The 21379-nt window shown below is 55.8% G+C and carries 18 protein-coding genes; 16 read left to right on the top strand and 2 right to left on the bottom strand.

Annotation, left to right across the window (positions count from 1 at the left end):
• The first annotated feature begins 224 nt into the window (after positions 1-224).
• The 7 genes from PHO31112_RS00090 to PHO31112_RS00060 all read left to right on the top strand — a co-directional run bounded on the left by PHO31112_RS00090 (position 225) and on the right by PHO31112_RS00060 (position 8043).
• The gene (locus PHO31112_RS00090; protein ID WP_150618632.1) at positions 225-1388 is read left to right on the top strand and encodes an MFS transporter; all 1164 of its coding nucleotides are present in this window, start codon (positions 225-227) and stop codon (positions 1386-1388) included.
• Positions 1389-1418: 30 nt separating this feature from the next.
• Positions 1419-1940 (top strand): single-stranded DNA-binding protein, encoded by a 522-nt coding sequence (locus PHO31112_RS00085; protein ID WP_150618631.1) that lies wholly within the window; start codon positions 1419-1421, stop codon positions 1938-1940.
• Positions 1941-2068: 128 nt separating this feature from the next.
• A complete protein-coding gene (locus PHO31112_RS28090) occupies positions 2069-3349 on the top strand; it encodes a tyrosine-type recombinase/integrase (RefSeq protein ID WP_150618630.1) in 1281 nt (426 codons plus the stop codon).
• Positions 3333-4883 carry a site-specific integrase gene (locus tag PHO31112_RS00075; protein WP_343042683.1) on the top strand — a complete coding sequence of 517 codons (1551 nt, stop codon included), beginning with the start codon at positions 3333-3335 and terminating at the stop codon, positions 4881-4883. Before PHO31112_RS28090 ends, PHO31112_RS00075 begins: the two co-directional genes overlap by 17 nt.
• Entirely contained in the window at positions 4883-6907 is a 2025-nt protein-coding gene (locus PHO31112_RS00070) for an integrase (protein ID WP_150618628.1), read from the top strand. Before PHO31112_RS00075 ends, PHO31112_RS00070 begins: the two co-directional genes overlap by 1 nt.
• A gap of 55 nt (positions 6908-6962) precedes the next feature.
• The gene (locus tag PHO31112_RS00065) at positions 6963-7385 is read left to right on the top strand and encodes a hypothetical protein (protein WP_174995429.1); all 423 of its coding nucleotides are present in this window, start codon (positions 6963-6965) and stop codon (positions 7383-7385) included.
• A gap of 49 nt (positions 7386-7434) precedes the next feature.
• Entirely contained in the window at positions 7435-8043 is a 609-nt protein-coding gene (locus PHO31112_RS00060) for a 3'-5' exonuclease (protein WP_150618627.1), read from the top strand.
• 353 nt (positions 8044-8396) lie between these two features.
• On the opposite strand, the gene PHO31112_RS00055 is transcribed toward PHO31112_RS00060, so the two are convergent.
• A complete protein-coding gene (locus tag PHO31112_RS00055; RefSeq protein WP_174995428.1) occupies positions 8397-10580 on the bottom strand; it encodes a sensor histidine kinase in 2184 nt (727 codons plus the stop codon).
• Positions 10552-11250 carry a response regulator transcription factor gene (locus PHO31112_RS00050; protein WP_150618625.1) on the bottom strand — a complete coding sequence of 233 codons (699 nt, stop codon included), beginning with the start codon at positions 11248-11250 and terminating at the stop codon, positions 10552-10554. Before PHO31112_RS00050 ends, PHO31112_RS00055 begins: the two co-directional genes overlap by 29 nt.
• Positions 11251-11499: 249 nt before the next feature.
• Here PHO31112_RS00050 and PHO31112_RS00045 point away from each other — a divergent pair, with 249 nt between their 5' ends.
• The 9 genes from PHO31112_RS00045 (at position 11500) to PHO31112_RS00005 (ending at position 21349) form a co-directional block, all read left to right on the top strand.
• Entirely contained in the window at positions 11500-12429 is a 930-nt protein-coding gene (locus tag PHO31112_RS00045; protein ID WP_246177577.1) for an AAA family ATPase, read from the top strand.
• Complete coding sequence (locus tag PHO31112_RS00040) at positions 12426-12899, top strand: hypothetical protein (RefSeq protein ID WP_150618624.1); 474 nt, start codon at positions 12426-12428, stop codon at positions 12897-12899. Before PHO31112_RS00045 ends, PHO31112_RS00040 begins: the two co-directional genes overlap by 4 nt.
• Positions 12896-13396 (top strand): HORMA domain containing protein, encoded by a 501-nt coding sequence (locus tag PHO31112_RS00035; RefSeq protein WP_150618623.1) that lies wholly within the window; start codon positions 12896-12898, stop codon positions 13394-13396. The genes PHO31112_RS00040 and PHO31112_RS00035 overlap by 4 nt, the downstream gene beginning before the upstream one ends.
• Positions 13396-14301 (top strand): CBASS oligonucleotide cyclase, encoded by a 906-nt coding sequence (locus tag PHO31112_RS00030; protein ID WP_150618622.1) that lies wholly within the window; start codon positions 13396-13398, stop codon positions 14299-14301. The genes PHO31112_RS00035 and PHO31112_RS00030 overlap by 1 nt, the downstream gene beginning before the upstream one ends.
• Before the next feature lie 7 nt (positions 14302-14308).
• Positions 14309-15076, top strand: a complete 768-nt coding sequence (locus PHO31112_RS00025) for a DUF6602 domain-containing protein (RefSeq protein WP_150618621.1) — start codon at positions 14309-14311, stop codon at positions 15074-15076.
• A gap of 791 nt (positions 15077-15867) precedes the next feature.
• A complete protein-coding gene (locus tag PHO31112_RS00020; RefSeq protein WP_150618620.1) occupies positions 15868-16884 on the top strand; it encodes a hypothetical protein in 1017 nt (338 codons plus the stop codon).
• Between the two features lie 348 nt (positions 16885-17232).
• Positions 17233-18498, top strand: coding sequence for a tyrosine-type recombinase/integrase (locus PHO31112_RS28085; RefSeq protein WP_150618619.1), 1266 nt, complete (start codon positions 17233-17235; stop codon positions 18496-18498).
• Positions 18495-20030 carry a site-specific integrase gene (locus PHO31112_RS00010; protein ID WP_217426995.1) on the top strand — a complete coding sequence of 512 codons (1536 nt, stop codon included), beginning with the start codon at positions 18495-18497 and terminating at the stop codon, positions 20028-20030. Before PHO31112_RS28085 ends, PHO31112_RS00010 begins: the two co-directional genes overlap by 4 nt.
• Positions 20027-21349 (top strand): hypothetical protein, encoded by a 1323-nt coding sequence (locus PHO31112_RS00005; RefSeq protein WP_150618618.1) that lies wholly within the window; start codon positions 20027-20029, stop codon positions 21347-21349. The genes PHO31112_RS00010 and PHO31112_RS00005 overlap by 4 nt, the downstream gene beginning before the upstream one ends.
• Positions 21350-21379 lie beyond the last annotated feature (30 nt).

The raw sequence follows: 21379 nt of genomic DNA, 5'->3' as shown, positions 1-21379 counted from the left end.
TGCACAGATGGGGACGAACCGCCCGATTTCCAGAGGCCGGCGACCGAGCGTTGTCGAGACCAGCCATCGACGCGCCCGCCGGGTGGCAGGCATGCCGCAGGGCCGGGCTGCAATCATCAGAAAACTCCGAGGCAGCACGCGTTTTTTCCATCTCCCAGGACGTAATGTCGACTGATTCCGTGACTTCCGCTTCCCCCGCCACGACACGCGGCCGAGGTAGCCGCATGACCCCGCTAGAAGTGCGCGCGAGTGCGTCGCTCGCGGGGATTTTTGCGCTGCGCATGCTTGGCCTGTTCCTGATCATGCCGGTGTTCTCGGTGTTCGCTCAGACGATTCCGGGCGGCAATAACACCTTTCTCGTCGGACTGGCGATCGGCATTTACGGCCTCACGCAGTCGCTGCTCTATATCCCTTACGGCTGGGCGTCTGACCGGCTGGGGCGCAAGCCGGTCATCATCTTCGGTCTGATCGTGTTCGCGATCGGCTCGCTCGTGGCGGCGCTGGCGCACGATTTGACGTGGATCATCGTTGGCCGGGCGATTCAGGGCGCCGGGGCAATTTCATCGGCGGTCATGGCCTGCGTGGCCGACCTGACGAGCGACGAGAATCGCACGAAGGCGATGGCGATGATTGGCGGTAGCATTGGCGTGTCGTTCGCCGTGGCGATCGTGTGCGCGCCGTTCCTGTATCACTGGCTGGGCATGAGTGGCCTGTTCTCGGCCATTGGCATTCTGGCGGTGCTGGCTATCTTCGTGGTGTTGTGGGTCGTGCCGACACCGCCGGTGCATCCCAAGGCTGGCCCGGCGCCGTTTTCCGAGGTGCTGCACAACCCGGAACTGCTGCGTCTGAATTTCGGTGTCTTCGTATTGCACGCCACGCAGACGGCGCTTTTCGTGGCAATGCCGCGCATGCTGGTGGCGGCGGGGCTGCCGGTGGCTCAACACTGGGAGGTCTATCTGCCGGTGATGGGCTTGTCGTTCGTGGCGATGGTGCCGGCGATCATTGCGGCCGAGAAGCGCGGGAAGATGAAGATGGTGCTGCTTTCGGCGATTGCGCTGGTGGCGATAGCGCAGGCGGCGCTGGGCGGCTTGCCGCCGACGGTGGCCGTGATCGCGACGGTGCTGTTCGTGTACTTCCTGGGCTTCAATGTGCTGGAAGCATCGCAGCCGTCGCTGGTCTCGAAGCTCGCACCGGGGCAGCGCAAGGGCGCGGCGGTGGGTGTTTACAATACGACACAGGCACTTGGGTTGTTCTGCGGCGGGGCACTAGGGGGTTTTCTTATGACCCACTACGGTCAAAACGCAATATTCCTCACATGCGCAGCCGGGGCTTTCGTGTGGCTTATAATCGCCGCACCGATGAGGACGCCAGCGCCTCGTCAATCCTGATCGGATTTCAGCAATACCGGAGAAAGTTTTATGGCATCAGTCAACAAAGTGATCCTGGTCGGTAACCTTGGCGCCGACCCCGAAGTCCGCTACTTGCCGAGCGGCGATGCGGTCGCGAACATTCGTCTGGCGACGACCGACCGTTACAAGGACAAGCAATCCGGCGAGTTCAAGGAGATGACGGAATGGCACCGCGTGTCGTTCTTCGGCCGTCTCGCCGAGATCGTCAACGAGTACCTGAAGAAGGGCTCGTCGGTGTATATCGAAGGCCGCATCCGCACGCGCAAGTACCAGGCGCAGGACGGCACGGACCGTTACAGCACGGAAATCGTGGCTGACCAGATGCAAATGCTGGGTGGCCGTGGCGGTGAAGGCGGCGGTGGTGGCGGTGGCTACTCGCGCGGTGGCGGCGATGAAGGTGGCGGCGCAGGCGGCGGTGGCGGTTATTCGCGCGGGGGTGGCGCTGGCGGTGGTGGCGGTGGCCGTCAGCAAGCCCCAGCCAAGCAGTCGGGCGGCGGCTTCGACGACATGGACGACGATATTCCGTTCTGACGAGCACTTTCGGTAAATTGTAAATTTCGGGCCCGCGTTCCTTATGGAAGCGGGCTTTTTGTTGTTTACAGAATTCTGACCTAAGCTTGGGAGGGTGGAGATTCAGGCACTTGTGTTTGTGTAGATAAATGGTTGAGCGATACACGGTCAGATTGACAGTGCTGGAGTCAGGGGAGCGTCTCCCATTGTTGGTAGACGTAAGAAGTGGTGTACCACTGTTCGACCCGACTGTGTTCGTCTTGTCCGAGCTCAGGGCGCGTAACCGCGCCAGTGCCACAATCGAACAGGCGCTTCGTGCTATTAAGGTCTTTGAGATCTTTTGCGATCTTTACGAGATCAATCTAGTTGCTCGAATATCCAAGGGGCGACTGCTAAGTTTGGGTGAGATTAACGCTCTCGCGCAGTTGTGTCGTCTGCCAATGGCTGCTATCGAGGCGCTCAGTGACCTCCGGCCTGTCGGGGAAGGTCATATTTCCACCTCATTCGAAAGTGTTCGATTCCGATCATGGAGCGGTCATCACGAAGTGGCGGGGGATTCCTGCGGCATCAGAATTCGGTACATCCGGCAGTTCATTGGCTGGCTAGCGGACCGGTACCTGCTGAGCATGAACGCAAAGCATGCATTGCGAGCTACGTTATTCGTGGCCAAAGACCGAGTGGAATCCGGCTTGACGGGGAGAATCCCCGCGAGGGGCAGAACCGGGGCATCGAACCGCTCCCGAAGGGCTCTTAACGATTCTATGCAGGAGCGTCTCTGGCAAGTTGTCCATGCCAACTCGTTAGAGAACCCATGGCACGGAGCGCATTCAAGAGTCCGCAATGAACTCATCATCCGCTGGTTTATGGGGCTGGGAGTACGTAGAGGGGAACTCCTAGGAATCAAGATCAGTGACATTGACTTCCAGTCGAACACTGTTTTCATCGCTCGTCGAGCGGACGACTTTAGAGATCCAAGAGTTCGTCAGCCAAATGCAAAAACCCGAGATAGATTGCTTCCGATCAGTGACGATCTGGCTCGTCGCACACGACTGTATATCCTGAACGAAAGGCGCGTATTTCCCGCCGCCCGAGGGCATGCATTTCTCCTCGTCGCAAACGGAGGAGCTCCACTCTCGCTACGAGGGCTTAACCGAATCTTTGCCTCCCTTGGAAAAAGGCACTCGGAGCTTCGAGATGTGTTTCCACACATACTTCGTCACACAAACAACTACAACTTTTCCAAGATCGCGGACGCAATGGGTATGGAGCCAGAGATGGAAAGGAAAACGCGCTCTCAGCTTATGGGGTGGTCGGAAACGTCAGGTTCCGCTGAGGTTTACACGCGACGAGAAACTGAGCGGAAGGCGCGAACTGCCTCGTTGCTGCTGCAGCGAAAAATGGTGAGGCCTTGCCATGAGGACAAAGCGTAAAGTTGAGTCCGCCTCAGAAGAGTCAGATCAACTCACGCTCCCCCGGAGAGTTATGGCTCGCGGCGGATCGATATTCGACCCCCATGACTCTACGTGGACGCTCCGTGAAGCCACGACCTATGATTTCCATCTTCGGTTCGACGAGCTGCCTCCGATGTCGCCGAACTTTGAGCTCGCGTTTAAGGCGATCATGGTTTGGTACGTTGAAAATTGGTCGACTTCTCACTCCTTCGGTCTCTTCTCGATGGCGCGCAAGTTTTTTTGGTTTGTTCACAGCGAAAGCGGTCAGCCATTGCTTGAGATAACCGGGACGCATGTCCTCAACTTTTGCCCCCATTTTGAGAGAAAGCCGTGGATGCTCCAGTTTGTGTCCACGCTTCTGAAGCGCTGGCGCGCAATGGGTTACGCCGGAGTGTGTGCGGACGCTTGCAGGCTCTTCGAGCAAATGCATCTAAAGGGATGCCCAAAAGGGCGCAACGTGTTGACTCAGGACCCGGTGCGCGGTCCACTAACAGCTATCGAGCTTGATGCGTTGCAAGCCGCACTTAATTTGGAGTACGAGGCAGGTAAGGTTAGTCTCGATGATTATGTGCTTTGTTGGCTCACGATGGCGCTGGGCCAACGGCCGACCCAGTTTGCCAGATTAAAGGTTAAAGACGTTGTTCTCTTGCACGAGAAAGATGACGTCGTGACCTATTCGATACGGTTGCCGAGGGCAAAAATGCGTCACGGGAACGTACGTGGCGAGTTCAAAGATCGCTTACTCACACCTGAATTAGGGGCTCTTGTTGTCAAACAATCGAAGGCCGTGATTGATCGTTTCAATGGGGCGCTGGCTGACCCGGGTGAAGCTCCACTGTTTCCTCGGAGTTGCACCGATCGAGTGATTCCAGGGTTCAACTTCCACTTGACCGCTGGAATGATCTGCCAAAAGGTGAAGAATTTGTTAGAGGGCCTCTGCGTCATGTCGGAGCGGACGGGTGAACCGTTGCGAGCGGGAGCCAGACGATTCCGATACACGATTGGAACTCGGGCGGCCGAAGAAGGGCATTGTGAACTCGTAATAGCTGAGTTGCTCGATCATTCGGACACGCAGAACGTTGGCATTTACGTTCAGGCGACATCGGCAATTATTGATCGCATTGATCGAGCGCTGGCGATGCATCTAGCCCCGCTGGCACAGGCATTTGTCGGAGAGATTCGAAACACACCAAGTGGTGAGGCTGAGGTCTTGAAGCCGGAGCGCATGATCTTTGCTCCATCGATTGTTGGCTCGTTTGATGCAATCGCCACATGTGGAAGAAACGGACATTGTGGATTCCTCAAACCGATAGCCTGTTACACGTGTATTTGCTTCGAACCGTGGGCCGACGCCCCGCACGACATGGTATTGAAGTTTTTGCTTGATGAACGTGAGCGGTTGATGGCATTGGGCGATGCACGCATAGCTGCGGTTCATGATCGCACAATTCTCGCCGTAGCCGAAGTCCTTCAGATCTGCCAGGCGATGAGTGGTGAGGGCGGGAGGGAGTGATGTCTAATCTCATTGGGTTCACGCCGAAAGTGGAGTGTGATGCACGAGATAACCTCGGTGAGTTTGTCGAGCTCTGCAGGTCAAAATTAACGGTCTTCGGTGCATCGTTAGACTTTTCCTCAAATACGTGGCCGTTGGACTGCACGATAAAGAGACGAGGTCAAAGATCATCAACGCTTGTATTTAGCAATCTTGATACTTGCACCGTTAGTAAGTTCGATGCAATGCGGGAGCCATTTCTTTCGTTCGCCAAGGCGTACATTCGCTACCAGTACGGAATGGGCAGGATTGCAGTTTCCTCTTGTATTCGTGCATTAAGAGTCATCGAGGCTGCGCTTTGTGAGGGGGCTGATGCCGAAGTGGTGCGAATCGATAGTCACGTGCTCAATCGAGCCGTGCAAATTGCGGCCGATCGATACTCGGAAAATTGTGCATACGACACTGGCAGAATCGTGGAGAGAGTTGCGAATTTCCTTGCTGAGAATAGCCTGACTGTTACGAGGACTCGATGGCGACACCCGTTTCAGTATCCACCAAATTGCCACGTGGTTGGTGCAAAGGGAGACCAGTTGCGTGCGTCTCGACTACCAAGCGCAGCGGCACTAGAAGCCCTTCCACGAATATTCGCGCTGGCGACCTCGCCTGGGGACGTGATTGTCTCATCGATACTCGCAATCCTATGTTCTGCGCCAGACCGCATCAGCGAGGTTCTCGAGCTTCCGGCCGAATGCGAGGTGCGTAAATTTCGTGACATCTCAGCACGAGTCGCTTACGGCCTGAGGTGGTGGCCTGTCAAAGGGGCTGATCCAATGGTGAAATGGATCGTTCCCGCGATGGTGGGTGTTGTCGAGTCGGCCGTCGGCAAGATTAGGAAGCTTACGCAGGGCGCCCGAGAAATCGCGCGATGGTATGAGAGTCACCCTACGCAAATATATTTGCCGGAGAAGCTTGAGTATTTCAGGTCTCGCGAATGGCTGACGTTGGAAGAGGTCGGTCTCATTCTTTACGCAACCCCGGTCCCACCCCAGACATCGCGAACTTGGTGCATCGTGAATGATGTGCCGCTGAGACGGAAAGTTGGGAAGCGTTGGCTTGTGCAGTTCTCCGAACTAGAGGACATCGTTCTAAAAAAGTTGCCTGTCGGCTTTCCATGCGCCAGCAAGCTAACCGGACTTAAATACAGTGAGACGCTATTCGTAATGCAGCGGCATTTTTTGCACGTTGGAAAATCCCACTATCGTTGTATTATCGAGCCGATTTCATACACTCATGTGCAGGCGCGGCTGGGGAGAAGATCGGGTTCTGGTATTCGATCAATCTTCGAGAATTTTGATTTTACTGAGCCAGATGGAGAGAAAATCTGCGTGACGACACATCAGTTTCGCCACTATTTGAATACGTTAGCTCAAGCGGGCGGCATGAGTCAGTTGGACATTGCCAAGTGGTCTGGTCGGACTGACGTGAGACAGAATCAAAGCTACGACCAGGAGCCCACTGGTGCGATCGTTGATCGGATCAGATCAGCTATCGGCTGCGACACTCGTATGTTCGGTCCGCTGTCCGAGGCGCCTCGAAGACAACTCATCAAGCGCGACGAATTTGCGCGTCTTAAGGTGCCAACGGCGCACACTACAGATTTTGGCTACTGCATACATGACTATGTGATGTCGTCTTGCTCAATGCACCGTGACTGCCTCAATTGTGGAGAGCTGGTGTGCGTAAAGGGCGATTCAGAAAAGGAGCGGCGCATTCGGCAAACCGAATCGGAAGCGACGCGTTTATTGGCAATGGCGGAAAGAGCTGCCGAAGACGGTGTACTAGGTGCCGCCAACTGGGCTGACCATCACAAACTCCAGCTCAGCCGCGTCAGAGAGTTGATCAAAATACTCGATGATCCAGCCGTTGCTCACGGTTCGCTCATTCAGTTGATGCCCGCGCAGATACCCTCTCGATTGGACCAGGCCGACGAAACGCGAGTACGTCTGATGAATTTCAAGTCATCGCTCCCTAAAAATCCAGGATGAAGACGTGAGACGTGGACGAGAGAAGAACCTTGATGACAGGGTGATCGAGGCAATCGTGGACATCCTGGATGGCTGGAAAGGGCGGCTGACGTGGAACGCCCTCACCGACGCGGTCCAGACGCGAGAGCGGCTGACCTATACTCGGCAGACGCTTTTCAAACACGAACGAATTCGCTTAGCGTTCAATGTCCGAAAGGCTGCCGTATCTGGTGAAAACAAAGCGCAGCGCGAAGCATGCTCACCTGAGTTACAGGTCGCGATTGACAGAATTGCGAGACTCGAAGCGGAGAATCAAAGGCTAGTGGCCGAGAATAAAGAGCTATTAGCGCAATTCGCTCGCTGGGCTTACAACGCGCAAGCGAGAAACTTAGGCATCGAATTTTTGAATCAACCGCTACCCTCTGTCGACCGAGGCCAGAGCTTACCAAGTAGCACTTCGCATCGATCGAGAATTTCTGGTAAGGTCCGCGGACGCTGAGCGAAAAGCGATATGGCGTCTCACTCCCAGTACATTCAAGATTAAAAAAATGCCACCTCCTGGTGATCGCTTCCTCACTATTGATATCGAAGCCACGTGTTCCGAAGACGGGTCCATTAATGAAGCGGGAATGGAGACGATCGAAATCGGTGCATGTTGGGCATCGATTGCTGGTGACCCCATCGACACATATTGCACATTTGTCCGGCCCGTCATTAATCCTATCTTGACCCCGTTCTGTAGCAATTTGACTGGCATCGTACAAAGCGATGTGGATGCTGCCCCCACCTTTTCTGAGGCGGCTGAGGGATTTTCACGTTTCGTCGCTAAACATAGAATAGCGGGTGCCGTTTGGGTGAGCTGGGGAAAATATGACCATACTCAACTCGTCCGGGATAGTTCGCTCCACGGGATTTCATTCCCCATTAACCTCGATCACGACGACGCAAAACGGACTTTCGCAAAGGTGCAACGCATCGGAAAGCGCGTAGGGTTGGCTAAGGCGTGTGACCTTGCTGGGCTTTCATTTCTAGGAAGACACCATCGCGCACTTGATGATGCCATTAACGTCGCCCGGTTACTTCCGTGGGTATATGGCGGCCATTCGTTGCCGTCGTCTGTTGCACCGAGAGGGCTGGTGACCTGCCCCCTTCAATAGGACCAACGGACTTCTAGCAAAGTCCCTTTAAACTAGCTCCGGGACTGCGGCAGGAGCATCCGCGGTTGCCCGTGTTTCTCCGCGAACTCCGATGGCGCGAGGTAATTCAGTGCGCTGTGCGGCGTTATGTGCGGGCTGAAGTCGATCAAGATTGAAACGGCCGCTTCGATTGCCCGGAGCTCGCCCTAATGGCTGAGTAACTCTTGCCGCTCATACAGCCTTTCTCGGCTGCCACAAATTATGGCTCGAGGATGTCTACGAAAGGCTGACCTGTCCAGTCAACATCTCGGCGCGCCGCGCCTACCGGCTTGTCGGGCTTTCTTGCGGCGTGTTGCATTACGACGCGAAGCCGCTCAATCTTGACTTGATCGTGGGAACTGCAAGACCAACGAGACACCGTCCTCCTCGTTGCGAGCCCGGAGGGTTACATCCATAGCCAACGCGTAGATGCGGGACGCGAAAAGACCAAGTCCACTATTGCTTGGCGCATCGCTGTCGGATACACCAAGATCGAAGATTCTCTCGATGTCCGTCTCCGGAATAGGTACTCCGCGGTTGAAGACGGCCAGCTCAATAAGGTCACCGGACTCCGAGAGACGAAGCTCAATGTTCGTTCCAGGCTCACGGTAGCGTTGAGCGTTGTCAAGGAGGTTATCGAGTATTTGCTCCAGTTGGATGGAATCCATTTGCACGACAACCTCATGCCTAGGTCCAACGTATTCCACGCCCCGGTTGTCTTGGTTCAGGTTGTGGGCAAATCTCTGAAGCCAATCGACTAGGTCGTGTGGTGCCATCGCAATCTCACCAGATCGAAGTCCGTCCTCGACGCCGGTCGCCTCATGAAGTGCCTCCACGGCGCGACGAATGCGGGAGAGTTTTTGTTGAACTGGCGGCTGATCCTTTGTTGTGTTAACAAGAGATTGCAGCGGAGCTCGAATTTCGTGTCCGATGGCATCCAGAATCGCCTTCCGGTTCTGCACATGAGCTTCCGTCAGGCGCAGCTTTTCGGCGCGTCGAGTCTCCTGCTTGCGTAGTCGTTTGACCAGATTCGCATCGCGTGAGCGGCTTCGCTTCAGCAGTAGGTGGAAAACGCGTGCCAACGTGCCGATTTCGTTTCGCGCGGCGAACTGCTTCAGGTCGCCGTCCCAAGTTGGTTGCGCCGCCATCGCGTAAGCCATCGCCCGAAGGCGACGTAGCTTTAAGACGTTATGCCCCCAGTAGAGGGCCAAGGCTACGATGAGCGCGACCGCACCTGAAATCCACGTGAACGCGCGTGTGGCTAGGTCAGGCAACGTAAACGGAGTAGCTGTGAGCGTGGCGCTGGCGTTCATTAGCCCCACGATTCGAACGGACTGCGTCGCGGAGACTGGCTCCCTCTGAAGAATCCCCTTGGAAAGAACGAACTCGGACCAGCGGTCGGCGATGTCTTGCCACCAACCGCCCAGTCGTGTTGTTGATTGACTGATGCCCGCATCGTCAGAGCGCCAGATGGAGTGCCGAGCCCCTCCTGCGCCGGTTGAACTGACGTGTAAGGACGCACGTGACGGGACGGCTGCCAGGTACGCCTGCGTCAGCGAGACCAGCGGCGTGCCCGCTTTCCCCGGCGGGACATCAAAAAGAACTTCCGGCTGCAAGTCAGGGCTTGTCTTGTCGTAGACCTTCAAGCCGATGGTGATCTTCTTCAGGGTCTCTGATGGCCAAGTATCATCCGAGCCTGATGGCTGGAGAAACGCTGCGTCAATGCGGCCCACCACTGTCACGAAGTGCTGAGGTGCGCTTCCATCCTCTTCCAGCTGGGTTTCGATAGCCTGGCCGCTCACAAGACGGGAAGGCACCCCACCCTCGCCCAATGCGAAGCCAGAAAGCTCGTGAACCTGCTCAAAGCGTGCCAACTGTGAGGGGTAACGTGAGCGGGCCAATGGCGGTACCTGATAGGCCAACGTGAGCCGACCTTCTGGCTGTCCTCCGAATGTGAATACCACGCGATTCACGTCGGCTAGCGGCCGACCAGGACGGTGGCGCTCAATCTTGCTGGACGGATAGCGCAGTGAGAAATAAACGTACCGTCCAGTCTGGTCCCCCGGTACCGCTGCGAAGCAGACTCGGAGGTTCCCGGACAGCGGACCGTCCTTTCGACTCCCCGGATACTCCACCTGGCACGCGCGAGGAGGCTCAAAGTTAATGTCTCCGGCTTTGAACACCTTCGCGTTGCCCCGTTGCAGCATGTAGGAGAAGAATGACCTCCGCAACGTGACGATGCTCAGCGGCCGGGAAACGGCAGAGAACTCCGTCGGATTCTCAAGTAGCGATGAGCCGTCAGGTTCGCGCGTGCTGAGCAGGAACTGGGCGAGCTGCCCCTTCAGCTCCGACTCCTGAACCAACCGCTCCTTTCGATTTGCTGAGATGCTGATATCGACGACCGCCCCGACCAAACAAAGGATTAGGAGGGTGAGGAGCGCTACGGTGATGAGCGTGAAGTCCCAGCTCTGCAGGCGTTGCAGCCAGCGCTTACGTTGAGGTTTTCCAGCGGTAGCCACGGCCCGGCTCGTTATCAATTCGGTCGAAGTCTGGGTCGACATCGCGGAACTTCGCGCGTACGTTCGACAGTTGGGTCGCGATTGCCTTATTTGACATTCCCGATTTGAGGTTTTTCGCTAGGTTCCGTGTCTCCACCACGGTGCCTGGTGGCTCTATCAAGCACTGAAGTATGCTGAGTTCGGTTAGGGTCAGCGGCACAGGTCTTCCGTGCCACAGGTATCGATTCTTCCGCTGCGGGTCAGCAGTTAGACCTTCTGGTAAGCCGTGCTGGGTCGTCAGGTCCTTGCCAGCGTCAGATCTCGACCATTCAAGAGCATGCTCAATCTTGTTGATGAGGTCCCGCTCATCTACGGGTTTTGCGATGAAGTCATACGCATGTAGCGTGAGCGCCAACCCTCTGAGGTTGTCTTCCGGCATCCCAGAAACAACTATGGTCGGCCAGTTCGCGCGGATATCACTCAGCAGGCCTAGACCGGCATATCGGTTCTTCGGCCCAGCCCCAAGCTCGATATCCATAATGACCAAGTCGAACTTCCCCCCTTTCAGCAGGCTTTCAGCTTCCGCCTTGTTGAACGCCTGCCGCACCTCTGCTTCCAGCGAGCCATGAATCAGCGCCTTCAGATTGTCGCTGTCCTCGCGTACGTCTTCGATGATAGCGATGTGGATCATTAGGGCCTCGGAAGACGGTTTTAGGGAGGCCTATAGCATCTCATATCTGCATGCAGGATTTACAGGCAAGCGGTTCAGGTTTCTTAATCAAGGGGTGGCCGGGACAGGAAATGAAGACCGTGCCTTCCGGAAACTTGTTCCATCGCTAGCGTGGCCAGTACACCTGAACCAGCCTTCCACCAACCCTTGCCGGCTTGCTGGCACATTATGTCCATCTAAACTAAAGCGTCCGCACAGGACGGGACAAAATTGAACGCCAACACCAACGCACAGTATCTGATGCGACCTGAAGACCTTCCTCGCGGCATTTCTGCTGTCCGCGCGCTTCCCGATGAGTCTCTTGACGCGCTTTGGGGCAGCATCATCGTCGCTGATAACATCAAGGAGCGCTTGCTATCTCAGGCCATCCTGAACTTCGCTTTGCGTCCTAAAGTATCGCGTGACCAGTTGCCGATGCACGGGGTGATTCTTCTCGTCGGCCCTCCGGGAACGGGTAAGACCTCCTTGGCGCGGGGCCTGGCCAGCAAGCTTGCTGGCTATATGCCCAAGGCGAAGCCGCGGCTGGTCGAAGTTGACCCTCATGCGTTGACGAGTTCGGCGATGGGTAAGACGCAGCGGGCCGTGAGCGAGCTGTTCTCGCAGACCATCTCGGAACAGGCGAGCAACGGCCCGACCGTCGTTCTTCTGGACGAAGTCGAAACGCTGGTGGCGGACCGTTCGCGGATGAGCCTGGACGCTAATCCGGTGGACATCCATCGGGCCACAGACGCAGTGCTCGTCCAGCTTGATTCGCTCGCGGAGCTACACCCGAACATCCTGTTCATCGCCACCAGCAATTTCCCCCAAGCCATCGACGACGCGTTCACGTCTCGCTGCGATCTGGTCATCGAAGTGCCGCCACCCGGCCAGGAGGCCATCGTCCAGATTCTCGAGCAATGCCTGAGCGGCCTGGCAAGACAATTTCCGGCGCTCGAGGTGATCGCAAACTCCCATGACATCGGCAAGATTGCACGCGCGTGCGAAGGCCTGGACGGTCGCGCAGTTCGCAAGATGATTGTGAACGCGATGGTCATGAACCGTGAGGTGGCTGCCGACCCGAACAAGCTGACGACCGCCCATCTGCTTGCTGCTGGGAAGGATGCGAAGGCGGCGCGTTCGCACAAGGAGGCCAGCAAGTGAGCACCGTCCGTCGAGACATTCGTAGCGTTCCGTTCCGGGACGCGGCCGACACGTGGAGCGCCGTTGTCGACCTCATCACCGCGAGTAGCCCCAACGAGGATGCCCGCAAGGAACTAATGAGCGTGACGGGAATTCTGGCAAGCGCCATCACCGACCAGACCCCGAAGTCCAGCCCGATCGTCGTAACCTGCGACGGCGCGCGTACCCGCATCTACTGCCTGTATGACGACGACGCACTTGATGAGTCGAGCAACGAGGCAAAACTCGGGTTCGATGCGACCAAGGGCAACTGGCAGGTGTCTGTAGCTGTTGATACCGATGACCTGTCTTGGATTCAGGCCGCGCTGAAGAAACAAACCCGCCGAGTGGTCGCGCGTGATATGGACAGTGGCTTCGTGGTTGATGCAGACAAGAAGTCAGCCAACGTGTCCACCGTGATGCTCGACCTGGAGGGGTTCCTGAAGTCATGAGCACCGTTTCTGTTTACTCCTATACCCACTCGGTCACGTATGTTACCGACAACGTCCTGAAGAGCCTGAAGGACATCATCCGGTTGAGCGGTCTCTCTCCTGCGAATCTGGTCAACAGTTGGGAGAGCAAGCATCGCGCTATCAAGGCGTGGATTGAGTCCCGGCACCTCGAGCGCGTTGAACTGGAAATCTACAACCCGCTCACAAACGCGTTGATTCTTCGCTGGGACCTAGACATCGTTTACCAGTGGTCCGATGGCGACGGCTCGTTTTACACGGACACTGAGCAGCTGAAATACGCCATTAAGAAGGCCGGCGTGGCACCTGAGAACGCGGACTACGAGGTCATTCTGAGGCTCAAACCTGGGCGGCCGGACGTTGCTGGTTGGGGCCCTTGCCCGTCCCGTTCGACCGAAGGCATGGTGCGCCAGACCTTAGGCTCGACTGTTGAACATAACGGCCTCGGGGCCAACGCCGCGTACTGGAGGAACCGTTGATGATTTCCCTTGACGATGCATTTCGCAAGTTCAAGTCCCGGCTTGAGCTCAATGATCGCGAGCAAGCAAACGCGTCCAAGCGCCACACTGAAGTTCGAGAACACATCCGCTCGAAGTTCTCGATTCGGCGGGACTTCCTCACTGGCTCATACGCCCGGCACACGAAGACCAAACCGCTGAAGGATATCGACATCTTCTTTGTGTTGTCCGACACTGAGCAGGAGAGGTACCGATCACAGCCGCCGTCCGTGGTACTTGACGATTTCTACAAGGCGCTAGTGGAAAAGTACGGCAAGGATGCTGTCCGCAAGCAGGGGCGCTCCATCAACGTCGATTTCGGTGTGGTCGTCGATATTGAGGACAACACGGACTACCGGGTCCTAAGCGTGGACGTTGTTCCCGCAGTCGAGGCCGGTGCCGATTACGAGATCCCAAACAGCGACACGGGCAAGTGGATGAAAACCAACCCCGACATCCACGCTGCCGAAGCGCGGGATGCCCACCAAGCCTTCTCTGGCGAGTGGAAAGGCCTAGTGCGGATGGTCAAGTACTGGAACAACAACCCGAAGCACGGTGCAGACAAGCCCGTGAAGCCGTCCTTCCTCATCGAAGTGATGGCACTCGAGTGTCTGCACGGCGGTTGGAAAGGCCGCTTCGACTACGAACTGCAGACGATGTTCTCGTCGCTGGCAGACCGTATTAAGGACGCATGGCCTGATCCGGCTGGCCTGGGCTCGCCCGTCAGCGACGGTATGGACGGCGCGCGCAAAGACCGCGCGCACCAACTGCTGCTCGCTGCGAGCCGTGAAGCCTCCAACGCCATCCACCTGGCTCGCAAAGGTCAGAACGGAGAAGCGCTGAAGGCTTGGCGTGCCCTGTTCGGTCCGAAGTTCCCGCTATCCTGAATCGTCCATGACTCAGAACCCAACCATCTCCACGGCCACCGCACTCGGCGCGGCTGCAAACGATACGACTTGGCTCAAGCAGGCCTTTGCGAACGTCCAGACCGCCCTCGGCAGTCAGATGGCGCTCGCTACCCAATCCATAAGCCACGCCGGCACGATGGGCTCTGTGAATGAAGAGCATTGGCTGTCGCTGCTGCGCTCTTACTTGCCGAACCGCTACGAAGTAGCGACCGGTATCGTCATCGACTCGATGGGAAACCGTAGCGAACAAATCGACGTGGTCATCTTCGACCGGCACTTCACCCCCACGCTACTTGATCAGAAGAACCATCGCTACGTTCCGGCAGAGGCGGTATACGCGATGTTTGAGTGCAAGCCCGAGGTGAACAAAGGCTACATCGCGTATGCCGAAAAGAAGGCCGCGTCGGTTCGCGGCATGACTCGGACCTCAGTGGCAATCTCCCATGCTGGCGGTACGTTCCAACCGAAGCCACACTTCCGCATCCTTGCGGGGTTGCTCGCGCCGCGCTCGGGCTGGGTCAATGGTCTCGACGACACATTTCTTGGTAACCTTAGCAGTGACGATACCCTAGCCCTTGACTGTATATGCGCGCTCGACCATGGGGGCTACGACAGGTATGACGGTGATCCTCTCATTGTGTCTGAACAGGGCGCGATGATGTTCTTCCTGTTCCGCCTACTCGCGAGGCTACAAAGTCTTGGAACGGTGCCGGCAATTGATTGGGCTGCGTACAGCCGCATTATTAAGGCATGAAAAACGACCCGATCCGATGCGCATGTCGCAACGCAGTCGTCTGCACGAACTGTTCATCGAGAGCCGTATCGCTGTTCGTCAGCTCCTTGACTGAGGACACTTGCTTTGCGGCAGATTCGTGGTTCGCGAACGGCATACGCCGTATGCATAAACTAGACTGCCTGACGAGTTTTACAGCCACCGGATCTCCGTTTATCGACGCCCGACAACGTGGTGCGAAGAACTCGGTGTCATAAAACCGCGAGGTAAGCGGTTCGGTCTCCGCTCGACCTCTTGTAGTGTCTAACGATAAAAGATGGTGAATGGAAGAATCTGTTCTGGGAGAAAGTCATCGCCGCAACTCGCGATCGAGAAACAACGACCTATACAGGGAAACGTTTCGCGTAATACGCAACCGATTGCGGAAGTATTCATACATCTCCGCACTATCCGCATTTGCAACACGTACCGTTCCTGCTGGTAGTTCTCATGAAGCAGTGATCTCCCAGCTCCCGTGGGTCGCCGATCGAATTGTCCTTTGTCTCTTGCGGGATGACAGGCGCCTTTACGGACATAGACCATTACCGGAAAGTGAGGTTGAACACTGCATACATTGGGCGTTCACAACGCTAAACCAAGGCCTCGCCATCGTAGGGCAGTTGCCACTTGAGCTGCTACTGCGCTCGACCCTCTTGGCCCAGCTGCCATATCAAAGTGGGTTCGAGTTCGACGCGTTTGCTCGGCAATTTGACCTTGCGGAGAGACTGACGCCAGACTCCCGCCTTCGAAGGTATCTACAGACCGCCTTGGGGATGCCGCTTTTCGATTTCCTTGAGCTGGCGCTGTATTTCTGGACGAAATCAACGGGAACAATGGTCGATTTCGCCGATAGTAGACACTGGCCTGCAGTGAAGCGGTCGTTTCCTGAGGAAGTGATGAAGAGTTTTTTTGCCAGAGTTATGCGGTCGCAAGAGCGACTGCGCGAGGAACTTGGGGAGCCGCATGTCGACGAGTGGCACCAACCTGTGCTTCTATACCGTACGCCATTCGCGACCGTGGGAAGTCAAGAGTTTTTCTTTGGTGGTCACAACCTACGCCGGAATCTTGAGCACGCGTTCTCTGACTTGATCGCAGTGTCAGAAGACAGTGGTGTGCGACAGGCGTTCGATCAACATTTAGAGGCTTACGTTGGAGATGCGCTCCGGCGTGTTCCAGGTGAGGTTCTTGACGAGAAGAGCACGCGCCAACGATTCGGTGTCAAAGGAAAATGCTGCGACTACTCTCAGGTCGACGATGGGAATATCGTGCTGCTAGAGGTGAAGAATAAGTGGCTCGCGCACGACATGCCGGCCGTAGCGGGGGCTAAAGCGTATCAACGTAGGCTGGAACCAACGGTGCTTAAAGGGCAGCTTCAACTGGCGAACGTTGCAGCCCAGATTCGAGCCAACCCGGTGTATGCGGATTTTAGAGTTTGGCAGATACTCGTTACCTCAAGCGACCTCGTTTTCGGAAATGCTCGCATCCTGTGGGATGGGGCTTCAGATGAGCAAACGCCGGTAATTCTTAGTGTCGACCAGTTAGATCGCGTGCTTGAGGCGGTGCGACTGGGACACTGTACATTGGCGTCATTCCTTGCGGATCTCGCAGAACGGAATAGCGATCCGAGCACGTCGCTGTTTTTGCCAGAAATGCTTCTTCGGCACGAACCTTATATAAAAGGGCTTCATTCGGAGCACCTCGATCCTCTGTACGAGCGACTCGCCCAACGTCTCGCGAAGCGGATCGGGGACGAGAATGTGAGGCTTGGTTCGATTCCACTGCGCTGTTGAAGGAAGTGGGGCACCACAGCGATACCCCCTCCCTGTCCAATTAACGATCAAACTCGACGAGGGAGCACGGCCTCGGCCCGTCGGTCGAAAAATGTAAATAAGTTCTATCTGGCGCAGTCAGTTGTTTACATTTCTCCAAGCGCTTGCAAGCTGATAGGGCCTCAGACCAATAGTTTCGACGCTAGTTACAGTACGAAGGTACTCATAAGGGTTGTAGAGTACACTTTTTCGGTAAATGTAAACAATACCCCGGAGCCTTGTGCTACCGGGGTTTTTTCATTGTTTACATCGAATTGTCATGCGCACCTGAAAAATTGGTAGGCAACTACCTTTTCGGGGACGTAAACAATGTCCGAATTGTCCAAGGTTAGGGTCGTCAAGCTTCAAGACGGCGAGCGGCTTCCGCTTTTGGTCAGCGATAATGGGATGCCACTTTGGGAGCCAACGGTCTACGCGCTCTCAGAGCTGCGAGGCAAAGGGGCGTCTTCGAGTACGTTGAGCAATTCGCTTTACGCAATTCGGCATTTGCTCCGATTTCTGTCGTCAGCCGATATCGACCTGTCTAAGCGGCTTCGTACTGAGGGGCGGTTGCTCGCACTCGACGAAGTGGACGCCTTTGTTGCCGAGTGCCGTGAGCCATTCCTGTCGGATAAGCTCAGAACATCCGCTGCGACAAAAAGCTCCAACATCACGAGTATCGAGCGGTGGCGGTCGTCACTAAAAGGGCGCGACGATGGTTCAGTTGTTCCCGCCTACACGGGGATGCGAATACGGTACGCAAGAGACTTCATCGTCTGGTGCGCGCATCGTGAAGCAACGAAGCATCCTGCGAACTCAGAATACTCGGCAACATTGCTTGCCTCAATTAAGCTGATCTCTGAGGCTATGACATCGCGAGTGCCTCCAAAACGGAGTGCACGGCTTGATTCAAGGGAGGGCCTCTCGCCACAGGATCTGCGTGTCTTGCTAGACACGATTCGGGGGGATTCGCCAAACAATCCGTGGGCACGAGGTAACTGCAGACTACGAAATGAGTTGATAGTTAACTTGTTCCTGGCGTTGGGAGTTCGGCGTGGTGAACTCCTCGGCGTTCGAACACATGATGTCGATTTTCGACGGCACTCAGTCACAGTTCATCGCAGCGCAGACGACCTCGACGACCCCCGCATTCGACAACCCTTAACCAAGACTCGCGCACGAGTGCTTCCTATCGGAGAAGAGTTATGTGCGCAGACGCTGGAGTACCTCACGCGAATCAGGACTCAAACAAGAGGCGCGTCACGCCACGATTTCCTGTTTTGCACATCCTCTACGGGTGCTCCTCTCTCCATTGCGTCCCTCAATAAGTTGTTCTCCCAAATCCGTAGCGCTTGCCCGGAAATCACATCCTCGTTTAGCCCGCATACGTTGCGTCATACCTGGAATGATCGCTTTTCTGAGCTGATGGACGAGAGACGCGTTCCAGAGGACGAGGAGAAAAAGCTCCGCTCATATCTGATGGGATGGTCGGAGTTCTCAGGCGCTGCTTCTACGTACACACGTAGACATGTCCGTGAAAAGGCGCAGCGCGCGTCGATCGCGCTGCAACGCTCCTTGTACGGGGAGTCAGAATGACGGCCGCCCGACCTAACCGAAACTTAGCCGTTTCTCTGCCGGCCCAGGTCACGACTCTTTCCGGCGTGGTGTTCAACGCGCGCGACGATCTCTGGCAATACAGGGATGTTGCGAAAACCGTCAGCCTAGACTTCTCATTCATGGGGGCTGAAAGCGTTGATTTGCGGAGCTCGTTGAAGATGACGTTGGCATGGTTTGTGCGACACGCCTCACCGTCATACGTTGTCAATCTATTTGAACGATTCAAACGCTTCTATGAAGACGCGTTTTTGGTATCCGGACGCAGGTTAAAGACTGTCGACTCCGCTGCTTTGATGGGGTACTTCTCTCGTCTACCTCCCTCCAAAACATGGTACGTCGGGCAATTAGCAGCTTTGATTCGGAAATGGCATGCTCTTGGATACGTAGGGGTCGAGCAAGACGTAATACGTTTGCTTGATCGCTTGACGATCAAGGGGAATCAAAAGGGAGAGGCAGTGCTAGCTGCGGACCCCTGCCACGGGCCGTTTACCGACATAGAGCTTGGCGCGATTCATGTTCGACTCGAGCTAGCCTTTCGGGAACGCCGTATTTCTCGAGCGAACTATCTGCTTGTTTCACTCTTCCTGCTTCTTGGCCAACGTCCAATACAGTATGCCGCTCTTAAGCTCAAAGACATACTTGTTTCCAGGTCCGAGGCGGGAGAGCTCAACGTCATCATCTGCGTGCCGCGCGCAAAGCAGCGCTTCCAGTCGATTCGAGAAAATTTCAAAAAACGGCTGTTGATACCGTCCGTAGGAGAGATCGTAGTTGAGCACGTGATCGACGTTAGAAAAAAACTCGCCTCTTTGTTTGAAGACTCAGATGAAGCACCACTTTTCCCAGCACATTTGAGCCGTCGCAATGAGCCGACCGGATTTGCATATCACCGTACGTCCAGTTCGTTGATTCTGTCCTTGATTTCAGTTGTGGACAGCCTTGGAGTGATTTCGGAGCGAACGGGGGCACCAATTCATGTGGCTGCCTACAGATTCCGTCGCACAGTTGGTACCCGAGCTGCAGAAGAGGGCCACGGTGAACTCGTCATTGCCGAAATGCTCGATCATTCCGACACTCAAAACGTCGGCGTGTACGTGGAGGCGCGTCGAGCGATGGGGGATCGCATTGACCGAGCCATGGCTCTCAGGCTTGCACCGCTCGCGCAAGCGTTTTCAGGAAAGCTCATTCGCGATGAGTCTTGCGCCGACCGCAGTGGGGATCACTCCAGTCGAATACGTGGGCCTAATGTCGCAATGAGCGATGCACCCATGGGCAATTGTGGAAGCTTCGGATTTTGTGGGGCGATGGCCCCAATTGCATGCTACACATGTGTGAGCTTCCAGCCTTGGCTCGATGGGCCTCATGATGAGGTGCTCGATCATCTTTTGAAAGAGCGAGAGAGGCTTCGCGGAGCGGGTAACGCGCGCATTTCGGCGATCAACGATCGCACGATATTGGCAGTAGCAGAAGTCGTACGACGTTGCGACGAAGCGCGATTGGTGCGTCTGAAATGAGCGCGATTCTAAACTTTGTTCCCCGGACAGATCGGGCCGCAAGGGAGAACCTTGACCAATTTCTTGCGTTCTGCAAATCGAAGCTAGGCGTATTTGGCCACGATCTGGACTTTGACAAGGACGTATGGGACATCACTTCCCACGTGTCCATTCGTGGAGCTGAAGCGAAAGTCATACGGCTTCATTTTTCCTCATTCGACTCCAGACAAGCAAAAGTTCCTCAGCCAATGTGCCCCGACATTGGTGCATTCGCTAAATCGTACATTCGGTACACGCAGGGGCTGAGCCCCATCGTCGGATTTGGACCTCGATTGGCAGCTCTTAGAATGCTGGACAAGGCATGGGCTGAAGTCGGCGGCATCCGGGGCCTGGATGAATTGAACGGGCTGGTGCTCAATCGTGCGGCCCAGATCGCTACAGACAATTTTGGGGTGGGTGCCGCGTATCGCGTAGGACAGCAACTCGAAATGATCGCATCTTTTTTGATTGACATGCGATTGGTGACCGGAAATTTTACGTGGCGCAATCCTATGTCGCGTCCAAACGATACTCAGCGAGTTGGGGCAGAGTTCGACGCTCGACGATTTTCAAAGTTGCCGTCCGACGCTGCCATGTCAGCACTCCCGCAAATATTCAGAAGCGCAATCACTCCCGCAGACGTTATCTTCAGCGCAATCACTGCGATCCTTTGCGCGGCACCGTCGCGGATTAGCGAGGTGCTCACGCTCCCCTTGGATTGCGAGGTTAACCAGCCGGAGCGCGGGGGTACGTTAACAAAGTATGGGCTGCGATGGTGGCCGGCAAAAGGTGCTCCGCCGATGACAAAGTTTGTCGTAGGGGCGATGAGTGAGGTCGTTGCGGAGGCCATTCTTCGCATTCGGCGAATGACGGATGATGCTCGCGCCGTAGCCAAATGGTATGAGACCCATCCGAACCAACTCTACCTACCTGAGGATCTCGAGCCGCTCAGGGCGTCAAGTCACGTCACTCTTACGGAAGTCGCGAACATCGTTGGGGTTTCCGGCAGTGCGGCCGCCTCCCTTTGGTGCCGCTCGAACGGGATCAAGTATTCTGGAACGAGGGGAGAAAGGAACGTTTCGCTTGCATCGGTAAGTAGAGCGATCATCTCGATGCTCCCAGAAGGATTCCCGTACATTGATCGGGACCGCGCTTTGAAGTACTCGGAGGCGCTATTCGTTGTATTGCGCAATCAAGTCGGTGCTCAACGTGGAACATATCGAGGCATGATCGAACCGCTGTCCTCCTGGAGCAGCCCCCTGAAACGCCGGACACAGTCACCCACTTACAATAACGGGTAGGCATAAGACTGTGTTTTTGACTAACACCAG

Origin of the sequence: Pandoraea horticolens (assembly GCF_902459555.1) — a bacterium.
In the GTDB taxonomy this organism is placed as follows: Bacteria; Pseudomonadota; Gammaproteobacteria; order Burkholderiales; family Burkholderiaceae; genus Pandoraea; species Pandoraea horticolens.
Note: the sequence above shows the minus strand (reverse complement) of the source record. Positions and strands in the feature narration are given on the sequence as shown.

Bases quoted from the DNA above. Each gene is read 5' to 3' on its own strand.
- PHO31112_RS00035 (WP_150618623.1), top strand. From the start codon at position 12,896: ATGAGCACCGTTTCTGTTTACTCCTATACCCACTCGGTCACGTATGTT.
- PHO31112_RS00020 (WP_150618620.1), top strand. From the start codon at position 15,868: ATGCCGCTTTTCGATTTCCTTGAGCTGGCGCTGTATTTCTGGACGAAA.
- PHO31112_RS00085 (WP_150618631.1), top strand. From the start codon at position 1,419: ATGGCATCAGTCAACAAAGTGATCCTGGTCGGTAACCTTGGCGCCGAC.
- PHO31112_RS00070 (WP_150618628.1), top strand. From the start codon at position 4,883: ATGTCTAATCTCATTGGGTTCACGCCGAAAGTGGAGTGTGATGCACGA.
- PHO31112_RS00005 (WP_150618618.1), top strand. From the start codon at position 20,027: ATGAGCGCGATTCTAAACTTTGTTCCCCGGACAGATCGGGCCGCAAGG.
- PHO31112_RS28090 (WP_150618630.1), top strand. From the start codon at position 2,069: ATGGTTGAGCGATACACGGTCAGATTGACAGTGCTGGAGTCAGGGGAG.
- PHO31112_RS00090 (WP_150618632.1), top strand. From the start codon at position 225: ATGACCCCGCTAGAAGTGCGCGCGAGTGCGTCGCTCGCGGGGATTTTT.
- PHO31112_RS00025 (WP_150618621.1), top strand. From the start codon at position 14,309: ATGACTCAGAACCCAACCATCTCCACGGCCACCGCACTCGGCGCGGCT.
- PHO31112_RS00075 (WP_343042683.1), top strand. From the start codon at position 3,333: ATGAGGACAAAGCGTAAAGTTGAGTCCGCCTCAGAAGAGTCAGATCAA.
- PHO31112_RS00010 (WP_217426995.1), top strand. From the start codon at position 18,495: ATGACGGCCGCCCGACCTAACCGAAACTTAGCCGTTTCTCTGCCGGCC.
- PHO31112_RS00030 (WP_150618622.1), top strand. From the start codon at position 13,396: ATGATTTCCCTTGACGATGCATTTCGCAAGTTCAAGTCCCGGCTTGAG.
- PHO31112_RS28085 (WP_150618619.1), top strand. From the start codon at position 17,233: ATGTCCGAATTGTCCAAGGTTAGGGTCGTCAAGCTTCAAGACGGCGAG.
- PHO31112_RS00050 (WP_150618625.1), bottom strand. From the start codon at position 11,250: ATGATCCACATCGCTATCATCGAAGACGTACGCGAGGACAGCGACAAT.
- PHO31112_RS00060 (WP_150618627.1), top strand. From the start codon at position 7,435: ATGCCACCTCCTGGTGATCGCTTCCTCACTATTGATATCGAAGCCACG.